The organism is Acinetobacter sp. WCHAc060042, assembly GCF_003231195.1.
In the GTDB taxonomy this organism is placed as follows: domain Bacteria; phylum Pseudomonadota; class Gammaproteobacteria; order Pseudomonadales; family Moraxellaceae; genus Acinetobacter.
This window is the reverse complement of sequence record NZ_QKVN01000067.1, coordinates 1-11,224: the sequence shown is the minus strand read 5'-3', so window position 1 is coordinate 11,224 and position 11,224 is coordinate 1. Positions and strand designations below refer to the sequence as shown.

The 11,224-nt window shown below is 43.2% G+C and carries 7 protein-coding genes and 1 pseudogene; 1 reads left to right on the top strand and 7 read right to left on the bottom strand.

Features of this window, described 5'->3' with window-relative positions; genetic code table 11:
- The 6 genes from DPG01_RS17640 to DPG01_RS17615 form a co-directional block, all read right to left on the bottom strand.
- The coding region (locus DPG01_RS17640) for an AAA family ATPase (RefSeq protein ID WP_162622366.1) at positions 1-735 on the bottom strand (735 nt) is incomplete at its 3' end.
- A complete protein-coding gene (pglX, locus tag DPG01_RS17635) occupies positions 732-4,274 on the bottom strand; it encodes a BREX-1 system adenine-specific DNA-methyltransferase PglX (protein ID WP_110975940.1) in 3,543 nt (1,180 codons plus the stop codon). The genes pglX and DPG01_RS17640, both read right to left, overlap by 4 nt.
- A 49-nt stretch (positions 4,275-4,323) precedes the next feature.
- Positions 4,324-8,004 (bottom strand): BREX system P-loop protein BrxC, encoded by a 3,681-nt coding sequence (gene brxC / locus DPG01_RS17630; RefSeq protein ID WP_110975939.1) that lies wholly within the window; start codon positions 8,002-8,004, stop codon positions 4,324-4,326.
- A gap of 41 nt (positions 8,005-8,045) precedes the next feature.
- The gene (locus DPG01_RS17625; RefSeq protein ID WP_002010699.1) at positions 8,046-8,621 is read right to left on the bottom strand and encodes a DUF1788 domain-containing protein; all 576 of its coding nucleotides are present in this window, start codon (positions 8,619-8,621) and stop codon (positions 8,046-8,048) included.
- A gap of 16 nt (positions 8,622-8,637) precedes the next feature.
- Positions 8,638-9,249 (bottom strand): DUF1819 family protein, encoded by a 612-nt coding sequence (locus tag DPG01_RS17620; RefSeq protein WP_110975938.1) that lies wholly within the window; start codon positions 9,247-9,249, stop codon positions 8,638-8,640.
- Positions 9,250-9,259: 10 nt separating this feature from the next.
- Entirely contained in the window at positions 9,260-10,126 is an 867-nt protein-coding gene (locus DPG01_RS17615) for a WYL domain-containing protein (RefSeq protein ID WP_110975937.1), read from the bottom strand.
- Between the two features lie 208 nt (positions 10,127-10,334).
- Between DPG01_RS17615 and DPG01_RS17610 the strand changes: the two genes are divergently transcribed.
- Positions 10,335-10,664, top strand: coding sequence for a DUF4236 domain-containing protein (locus tag DPG01_RS17610; protein WP_000506885.1), 330 nt, complete (start codon positions 10,335-10,337; stop codon positions 10,662-10,664).
- A 271-nt stretch (positions 10,665-10,935) separates the two neighbouring features.
- On the opposite strand, the pseudogene DPG01_RS17605 reads toward DPG01_RS17610, so the two are convergent.
- A pseudogene (locus DPG01_RS17605) lies at positions 10,936-11,224 on the bottom strand (ATP-binding protein); the annotation flags it as partial.

Here is an 11,224-nt window from a genome sequence, read left to right as displayed (position 1 = left end):
AGCATTTAGATTTTTATTAATTTCATTGATTTGTCGAGTTGTAACTTTTTCACTTAAAATATCATTTAAGCTTTCACCCATTAAGACTTGAATCTCATTGGTCTCTAATTTTGTAAATATTTCTGGATCAAGTTCTCGTGGAATATAAATATATTCAATTAATTTTTTAATAACATCTAAGATCGGTCTAAATCCATTCAACTCATCTGCATTCAGGTTATTCTTATCGTCTTCAATCGTGCTATCAAGTAGCTTTGTAACTAGAACTCGTGTATTGAAAATAGAGAGAGATATATTGCCATTATAGTCTTCTCCTATAGGAAGCAAAAAATAATCCCCGACATCCAAATTACGTATTATATTTGCACGATGATCAATAAATCTTTTTAAATGTGACTTTGTAGATGGACCAGCAGCATCTTCTGAAATACCTAAAGCTAGATCACTTAATATAGATGCTTTTTGGAAATCATCAGAGCCTTCCTCAAAAACATCTTTTTTAACTAAAAATACTGGAACAATTTGAGGCTTAGTAACGGTTATGCCACTCTTCTTTGTGGAAGTATGTAAGTTCCATTCTTTTCCATTAAAAAAACAATCCAATGCTTCTAAAACAGAACTTTTGCCTATCCCATTTTCGCCAACAAGACCACAAAATCTGTCCTCATCTGTAATAGGGATATAGTTAATGCCTTGATATGTTTTAAAGTATCGAAGAAAGATTCCTACTATCATTGAGACTTATCTCCAGTAATGTCCTTCACATTCGCCAACAAGTCCCCAAACTTGCCATAGTTCACTTTCACCCCATCATCTAGATCCAGTGAAATACGCTGATCGGCATAATGGCGCAGTTTTTCCTCAAAACTACTCAGTTCAGCCTGTTGTTTATGTAAGTTCTGTAATTCTTTCTCTTTACGTTTAATTTCAGCAGCTGAATCACTGTTTTCTATTTCACTTTCTAAAGAATTGGCCATAGCGGACATTTTGGAAATCAGTGGCATCACGTATTCAGTACGCATACGTGCCAAGGTGCTTTCGTTATAGCGGTGCAAGTACACCAATGCCTGGAAAGCCCCCTGTTTACCACTGCTAAATAACCAGTAGATCGGGCGCTTTTTATAGGCCTGCATGTGGTCTTTATAGAACTTGCTGGCTAAGTAACGGCGAATGGTATCTTCAGCTGTTTCATTGGCTTTTTTATCCAAGCTTTCTGCCAGCCACAGCATATTGGCATCTAATGTGTCTTTACCCCAAACGGCGGTTAAAAACTCTCGAATACGGTGTGTGGCATCATCTTCAAACCAGTGCATTTCGGTCAATGGAATAATACCGTCAGCATCGGCTGGGAATTTTTGATAACGACTGGCATCAAAGTCTTGATTGCCTGCGTGGGCATAGATCAAGCCCGGTTCATCCAGGCTATAACGTCCCATCATGCAGCCAAGTGCATAAGAGACTAAACGCTGGCTGTCTTTTTCACGGTCGGCTCGGGTGAGCGTGATTTGTTCATCTGGAACTTCTGGCGTCAGTTCATCCTGTAAACCATAAGCCTCAATGAAGAGTTTATTATTTTCTTCTTCCAAACCTTTCATTTCAGCCACGGCGTCAGTATTTTGCTGCTGCCATGTGTTAAAGGCCTGTTCTAGATTTGGTTGCTGGGTACGAATAATTGGATTTTCAGTAAAGTCCCAGGAAATTTCGTAGGAGTCCCAATCTATTTTAGCTTGAGCTATAAGTGATTTAACCTGTTGAGATATTTCATCTTTGGAATCTAGTAGAGCATGGCTAAAAGGCAAACTTGCAATATGTCCAGCCTCATAATTAACAGTTGGAGAAATAGCTTCAATAACATTTTTACAGATAGGTGAATTAACAAAACCTAAACATGTATACAAGGCTTCATTATTTTCAAAAAAAATACAGCATCCTGCTACATCAAATATAAATCCATTAGGGAAATATCTGAACGATATATCACCTGAAGATATTTTAGACCAACTAACAGACGGCTTAAAATACTCAGTCATACTTTTAATTGTTCGAGTAGGTGAACCATACAAACTAGCTGCATAACCAATAACTTCCTCACCACTATTTTTCCATTTAATTACATAATCTTGATTTCCATACCATTTTCTATATCCACCACCTTTGTTATATGGAACCCATGTTGGATTTAAATCTTTTGCATCTTGAGAAGAGGAACAATTTGAAATCAAATCTAATCGATTAACTTCATACCACATTCTTAAAAATCGATTATTATCACTAGTAGCCATACCTTGACGGGTATCACCTTCTTTTTTAAGTATTGGAAATTTTTTAAATGTACCTCTTATTTTGTCTTTAACCCAGTAGGCTACAGGACTACCTGGAATTTTCTTAAAATCATCCTGAACAGTTGAATCAAAGCGATTTAGCCCTGCTTTTAATTCAATCTCTTTTTTATTCTGTTCGGTATTTACAAGACGAAAGAATACGGGCTTAAATCCCTCTAAATGCTTTCCTTGCATCACAAAAGCTGTTGTTTGTACGACTTCCCCTGATATTTCAGGAAATGCTCGTGCACCTAAATGTGCCATGGTTTGAATCGTACGATCTTGTAATAACTTTTCACGCATCGCTTCATACGAAGACAAGAACATCCAGCTTTGCATGGTTACCATGCTATTAAAGCCACTGTCCTTACACCAATCGAAACCACGTTCAATAAACATGGCAAATAGATCTGACTTGCTGTTAGGGAATGTCTTTTTCGCAAAACCCTTCAGTGCTATATTCATGCCTTTTCCACCCATATACGGCGGATTCGCAATCACAGCATCATATTGTTTAGCCAGTAATTTAGTTTGCTGGACTAGAGGTAACAGCTCCTGTGCTGACTGCTGTGCAAAAATATCTCCTGACGCTAATGCTGTATTCAGCTTGCTTTCTAAATCAGGCAGCTTTTTAGCGAATGCTGCAGGGATTTGAATCAAAGAACCAAAGGTTGAAGAGTATTCAAATAGGTCCAACAGTTCTTTTAAATCGGTCTGTGCAATACCAATACTTGCTAAATCTTGACTGAATGCATCTAAACGCTCAGGCTGACTATCTTGCAGTGCAATAATATTCAGCTTCGGTGGATTGCTAAATAAACGGCGGTCATCCTCACGCGCTTTCATCAATAACGCAAAACTGGCCAACTGTGCCGCACGGGTATCAATATCAATGCCGTACAGGTTGTTTTCCAGAATCAAACGCGGAATGTCACGGCTACGGTAACCACGTTCTAAGTAAATCGCTTTTAAGCAGTCATAAGCTTCCACCAGAATATGCCCCGAACCACAGGCCGGATCCAGCACCGTAATGCTTTCAGGATTTAAAGTATCGCCATCTTCACTGATCCGTACATTAATCAGCTGTTTTAACTGGGCATTGACTTCATCAGTTTGTTCCGCTGGCTGAATGTAATATTCCCACTCACTAGCAAGCGTACTATCAGGCTGTGCCATCATCCATAAACGACCGACACTGTTTTGTACCAAATATTTTACAATCCAGTTTGGGGTGAAGAGTTGTGTCGCGGCAGGAATGTCCTCACTCTTGACGACTTTACCAATCACCTGATCTTTCTTTTCAGAAATATAGAACTGATACAGCCAGCCAATAATCTGTACATCCGACCAGTCTTCTTCTGGAATACTGCTGACCAGATCACGAATCAAAGAATCGGTTTTGGTCAAATTGTCAGGTAATAGTAGTTCAGATTCATCAGAAACCTGTTCAAACAATAATGGCATGACCTGATTCAACGCATGACATTGAGCCAGTAACAGTTCCCGATACAGCTCTTCGTCTTTATTGCCATCCAGCTTGAGTTCAGCCACACGACTGGCATCTAAACCTGGTAGGTCAATATCCAGACATTCTTCCAAAATCTGTGGCAAGCCTGCACTACCATCGGCACTACTGAGTACACGACGGCCATGATCCAGTAAGCCTTTGCATTCCATGTAGCGAATGGCACAGAGACGGTTAAACCAGCTGTAAGCGATATAATCAATCGTCTGCTCAAAACTGCTGGCTTGAATGCGCTTGATCAGCTTCTCACGTGGTTTCATGACTGATAGCGGAAAAACCTGATCGCCAATCAGCAGCAAGTCGCCTTTCTGTTCAGCCGGTAAAATGCTGTCTGCGGTGATGCCATATTTGGCGGCCTGCTTGCGCATTGCTGCGATAAAATCATTACGTGCTTGCGGTGCGTATTTTTTAATATGACTGGTGTTCATGTTCAAACCTTTAATTAATTGCTGATGTCGTATAGATCGCTAAGCTCAGTTAGCGAATACGCACACGCTTTTTATCACTCACAATTTTTTTCAATTCAGCTTTGAGTGCGTCTACAAACTGATCCACTGATTCTTCTGTTTCCAGATAGACACTGCTGGAGGTTTTGCTGTAAATGCTGGCGACATCGACTTCGACAACAGGTTTCGGTGGCACTACGGCTGTCACAGGCTGTACCGGACTCGCAGCAGGTGCTGATGTAGCTGGGCTGGAGGTGGTTGCAGTGTTGGTTACACTCTCTGCTTTGCTCTGAGCCAGTTGTGCCGCTTTGGCCTGACGCTGAATTTCCGCCTCAACTTCGCTTTCCAACTCATACAAGGCTTCGTCAAAACGCTCGACGGCGGTTTGGGTTTGCAGCATATAGATGGTGGACAGGCTAGTTTCCACTTCAATATCCGTTTTCAGCAGTTGTAGTGGGCGTAATAGCTTGTTACTCAGCTCAGCGCTAGCGATGCCACTGTTTTTAATCTCGGCTTCTAACTGCTTGATCTTGTCATCAATGTGTTCTATCGCTTGATTGCGCTTCTCAGTCAGCAATTGCTCATTGACGCTTTCCACTGTGCGAACCAAATCAGCAACTTTATTTAATAGGCCATAGGGCGATTCAAGGGTGGCAATACGATGTAATTCAGAGAGGGCTTTTTTTGCCACCTCATCACTGCCCAGCGCCTGTTTGTTTTTCTCAAAATGACGTAAGGCCTGTTGCAGTTGCTGCCAGCTCGGCATTTGGTTACTGAAGAACTCGTGAATGTCACGATAGTCTTCTTCCAGATCCAGATAGTCGTCCTTGTTATCAACCACGGCCTTAAAGAAATCGAAGCTGTCGCTATTGGTCAGCAGACGTTCCAAAGTCAGAATCGACTTTTCAATCACTTTCTTACCCGGGAACTGCCCGACATCAGTTTTACTCTTATACGACTTAAAGTTGGCTAACCAGTTTTTAAAATGTTGGGTATAGAATTCAAACAGCTCTTTCTCAGTCGCTGGCCCCATGGCCGAGAATAGGTCTTGGGTCAGTTGGCGTGCCTGTTTCAACACCTGATCATCAGTCTGGCGCTTTTTAATAATGGAAACATCACGGCGACGGCGACTGTTTTGTAAAGGCTCAAAGGCCTCTTTCAGCTGCAAGCTGCCGCCATTTAACTGCAGTGAAATCCGCCCCATTGCCGCCAGCTGACCCACCAGCAGTAAAATCTCGGCATCCGGCCAGCCATAAGGGCGTTTGACAAAACGATCTATCACATCGGAGACCAGAATACGTTCGCTACCGGTGGCCCGTAGTGCAATGTACTGCTCCACTTCCTGTAGGGCTTTCGGATTGCTCTGCCCACCATCCAGAGACAATCCGAGCTGCGCCATATCATCGACAGTCAAGACGGCGTTCAGTTCACGCCAGGCATCCTGCTGATAGACTTGCAGATAGCTCAGTTTGGTATAGGTATTTTCCAGCAAATAACGACAAGCCTCATCCAGCTTGGTGGTTGGACTTGAAGATGAAAGTTGTAGATGTTGACCCAAGGCATAACTTTCCGCGTCCAGCAACATTTCTTCGACCCGGACACGCAGGCGTTTTTTACGCTCCTGATTCTCACGGCCACGGTCTGCCAGAATACGGCTGATATCGGACTGAGTGCCATCATCATTTAAGCGGATGAATTTATTGGTTTTCAGCCAGGTGCGCAGTTCATTAAAGAACTGTTTATCGTCTGCCAGTTTAAACAGTACCTGCCCTTCGGCCTCGGCGCTCTTACCAATACAGAAAGCTTCTGTGTAGAGGTTGTATTCAGTATCCAGTGGAGAAATGATTTCAACTTTCAAATCACTCTCATACTTCCCATCCAGGCTATGACCATCTAGGAAACGACCAATCTGATAGTCCATCTTGTTGGCTTGATGGCGGTATTTGTTCTGATCGCGCAGTAAATCTTTAAAGATTAGATTAGCTAACTCTTTATTTTCTTCTGAAGCTGCTAAGTCAGTGGCTTTAATTTTGCGGGTAATGTCCCGCTCTTCATTGGTCAGGAACAGGAACTCATCGCCATTCCTCGTAATCAGGCTCTCTTTTTCCAGACGCTGCAGACTGTCTTCAATCCGCTTGCGCAATGCCAGCTTGTCTTCATCAATTTTCTCAATCGACAAAGTCACCAGGTTATCCAGCGTACCTTTGATGATATCGACATAGCGGATCATGAACAGGGTACGCAGCATCTGCACATCAAAACCATCCAGGGTTTGATTCTGCCCTGCCTGGTCGATGGTACGCTTCACTGCAGTATCCAGGAAACCTTCGACTGAAGTATAGAAGCGGTGGAAAGGAACCAGGGCACCGACTTCATCTGTAGCAATCGCATTGGCGGCCATCTGGAACGCATCCAGCATGGACCGTTCACCATAGGCCAAGTGTGCACCGGTCGCACCGACTTTACGGATTTCTTCAAATACTTTTTGTACCAGCTGAAAATGGTACGGCGCAAAAGGATAGTTATGAATAAAGCTGTCTGGCCCCTCATAGTTCTTGAGGGTTGGGCCTGAACGGTCAAAGGTAATCTGATTTTTTAAGATATCGCCCTTTTGCTCAAACACCGATCTGAGCAATGCTTCTGCTTCTGGGGTTTTACGTAATAAACGTTTCTGGATGACTTCATCGGTATTGGAACTGGACAGTGATAAACGGGTTTTAAAACGTCCAGCAATCTTGGAGAAGTCATTGGCTTTGGAAGAAGACATCTCACCTAAAACAGCATCGATGTCTGCCTGTGAGGTGACGATAATCCAAGCGCGGCCTTTACAGATCGTACCCAGGTTTTCAGTAATGGTCTGTAAAGTCAGCATCAAGCGGGTATCGCTGCCAATAAACTGCCCCACTTCATCCACCAAGAACAACATGCGTTGCTGGGGTCCTTTGCTGTCCAGGTATTCTTTCACCCACTGACAGAAGTTTTCGACCGAAACACTAAAGGTCTGCTCAGAATCCTCAAACCATTTATGCGCAGCTTCAGCAGATAAGTTGAGGGCTTGGGAAATCGCAGTTTCGACATCATCCTGATAGAACTGATAGCCGTCACGTTCTTCTAGCCAAGACATGCCGCTAGATTCTTCAAAAGCCTGTTTAAAGCGCTCATACACCCCTTTCTGGCTCAGGTGACGTTCCATATGTGCAATATGTGGATGGTCAGCACTAAAACCCTGATATTCGTTAAACACGCGTAAAAACACATTCAGGATCGGATTGCCATCATCATTGGAACTGGCTTTACTGTCGATGTTAAATAGGATGACATCGGCAGGATGGCTAACGGCCTTGCCAATATCCGCACGGATAAACGCATCCCGGATTTTGCTTTCATCAAAGAATTCTGCAGCACTGCGTTCGTTACCTTCCGCGTCACGTGCCACTTTATTGGCCAGAATATACGACAAGGTTTTCAGGAAATGTGATTTACCTGAACCAAAGAAGCCAGAAATCCACACGCCGACACGGTTGGCAATCGAAGGATCGCTTAGGTCTGTACCATAAGACTGGAAAAAGTCACGAAAATGCTTTTCCAGCTCATTGGTGACCACGTATTCATCGAGTTCCTGATATACCGTGGTATTGTCATTCTGGTCTGCCTTGACCACCCCGTTTATCGCACGATCTAATGGCTTGTAAAAAAGTTCTTTAATGTTCATCTCAATCCATTCCCCCGAATTCTTATTTCTATTTGCCGTGTTTAAGGCACTAATCTGAATGCTCTGTAGTAATTATTGCTTGGAATTTTTCCAAATAAACTCATCGCTTGACCGTCGTAATAACCTGGGTAAAACAGCACCACTGGCTTATGCCCCAGTAACGAATGCAAACTATTCAATAAGTGATGGGCACGTAACAGTGGCCAAACCGACCCAACCCCAGTCATCAACACAATATCTTGCGCATTGGTGGCATATTTACTCACCAGATACGGCGCGAACTTATCCATATGCAGTGGGCCCTTTAAGGCTTTGAGCAGCGCTTCATCGCCTTTGGCTTTTTGCATTTGAATGGCTTTATCGATGAAGTTACGCTCAGCCAGGTAATCCACCACTGCTTGTAGCAGATTAATATTCACCACCTTCAGCTGACTGTGTTTTTTCTCCAGCATCCCGTCTAGAAAATGCAGATATTCGCGCACTTTCAACTCATCTTCAGGTGCATAATCAAAAATCCAGAAGCCAATTTCATTGCCCAGTCCTTGCCCGGTGAGAAACTCGGTGGAAAGAATTCGCTCTGGAATCTGGTTCAGACGCTCATGTATTGTTTGACTCATTGCTGCCCCTCTACAACTACCGCGTCCATAGCGACACTTCCATAGATCTTTTAATGCGTTGTTTATAATGTTCTTCCAACAGGCTACGCAGTTCTGCTCTGACGATCACGCGCTGCAACTCCAGCTTACGGGTACTTTTTAAGTAACCGGCTTCTGCCAGCATGCGAAAGACCACCTGCCCCATTTTTTTCTTGCTGGACTCTTTCCAATCACAGATATCCGGATCACGTTGTGAGCGTTCATCCAAAAAATCTGACCAGATATAACTGTCCAAGTGTTGCGCCTGAGAGATATAGGCATCCCTCATCACCGTTTCCATAAACTCAAGCAGCAACAGGTTGCGTTCCAGTGCCCCACAAAAAGCCACCTGGGTCGCCAGCTCATCATCCCCATCACGCAAAGCTTTCCAGAAATCAGGCTCTAAGCGCTCAAGACGCTTACGAATGGCAGTGGCGTTACGTTGGGCTGAAGCAGGCGTTCTTTTTTGCAGAATATTGTCAATCTGAATTGCCTGATGCCATTGTTCTGGAATCGCTTCTCGTAATAACAGATCCGCGATCAGCCGGCTTTCACGCACCATCAGGGAGCCGCCAATCAGGTCACTGTCATAATGAAATTGTTCTAACATAGCCAATCTCCTATGAGGCCTGATCAAACAGGTAAGACGACAGCTTTTCGATATCTGAGCGTTGTAGTACCAAGGGATATTTCAAGGCATCATCCGCCTCAGCCAGCGTGATCGCGGCCTGATATCGCTGCAAGGTATAGTGAGCCAGGGCTTTTTTCACCGGAATCTGTAATCTGCCATCAGGCATGCCGAAGTCTTTTTCGACCAGCGCTTTTTGAGCTTCATTCAATTTTGGATTAGGGATCAGCGTCAGTACAATTTCTTCATGCCATTGCTGATCCTGAGCAGGGTCTACTGACTCAATCGCCACCACAACAGGTGTGCGATCAATTCTGGAGAGTAAAAAGTCCTTAAACTGCTTGCTCTGGTGGCAATAGGCACGGACATGCCAGCGAAAACCGGTATACACCAGGGTGTGTGGGGAAATGATGCGTTCATGCCACTGCGGATTCTGCATCGAGGCATAAATCATTTTTAAAGTACTTTGGTTGCGGCAGGCACGCAAAACTTCCCGAATCACTTCAGGACGTACACTGCGATCAGGTAATTGAACTGCTGCAAGATTCGGTTCTGGCATCGCAATCAGCGCATGCGATTCACTGACCAAGCCCGAGAGCATATTGAGATATTCATTGATATGTACGGTAGTCAGCACCGGTTGAAACGTGGCTTTAGGCACATAGCCTTTTACGGAGGGGTCATGAATCAAGGCATCGGGGTTATACAGCGTATTGTAACGCTTGATATCCGCAGAAGCCTGCTGTCGACTCAGCCCAAACCAGCTCATCAAACGATTGGTAACCAAACGACCTTCCCAGTAAGCAAGCAGCTCGATGGCTCGCATTCGTAGCAGGACTTCATGCTTATCTGTCGTCATATACCAATCAGTCAATAAATAGCAGCTTTAAGATTACCCTACAGCAAATATACAGTAAACATTTTTGACGGTATTTAAAGGTAGTATTGCAATCACCAGATAAAAAATATACTAGTATCCTGATGATAGCCGTCAAAGTACGATCTCTAGCAGATCATGGATCCTAGTATAGCGCGTGAATTGAGCTAAGTTTTAGAATGAGAGCAATATGGGTTTTAGATTTCGTAAAAGTATTAAATTATTCCCGGGTTTTAAAATTAATCTGACCCATAAAGGCATCAGCAGTGCCAGCATTGGCAAACCTGGTGCTTCTCTAAATATTGGAAAAAAAGGTACGCGAACCAGTGTCGGTATTCCAGGTACGGGACTATCTTACTCTAAACACCAGCCTTACTCTAAAAAGACCCGTGTTCCACAACCGACATCGCTAGAACACACGGAATATAATCCTCAGAATTTAGAACAACCGAAGACAAAGATCTGGCCTTGGATTATTTTTGGAATATTGTGTTTTATGGTGGGTGCCGTCATTTTTTAGCAAGAACAGCATTGTATTTTAATCAAAAAAAATGCCCAGATGGATGAATGGGCAAACTAAGGAATTAATATCCTTCAGAAACTCCAGTGCAATTCTCGCTACTTTCAGTAAGTGACTGTAGCTCAATCATGATGATCTGACTCAATCGAGTCGAGGTAAATCGATCCATCACAATTGGAGCAGAAATTATGCTTGAATACATTCTTGAATGATGCTGAAAAGTCTTTGAGTTTTAATTAATAAATAAGAGTATCCATGTCTACCCTCAACTTTACTTATTTTCAGATAGCAACCAATCGAGAGCACTCATTTTTACAATACCATTATAATTCGCTTCAGTCCCTATCGTGTCTAAGGTAAGCAAATACTTGGGATACGAATCAGAAATTTTCTGTAATGGACGTAACTCTCGGCTGAGTGTCTCCTCATTGAGCGTTTCTAATGCCACCTGATAATAAGTTAAATTCTGTAAAGTATCGACAGCAACAAAATCAATTTCATATTCATCAACCCGCCCTACATAGACCGTATAACCTCGTCTGATAAGCTCAAGATAAATT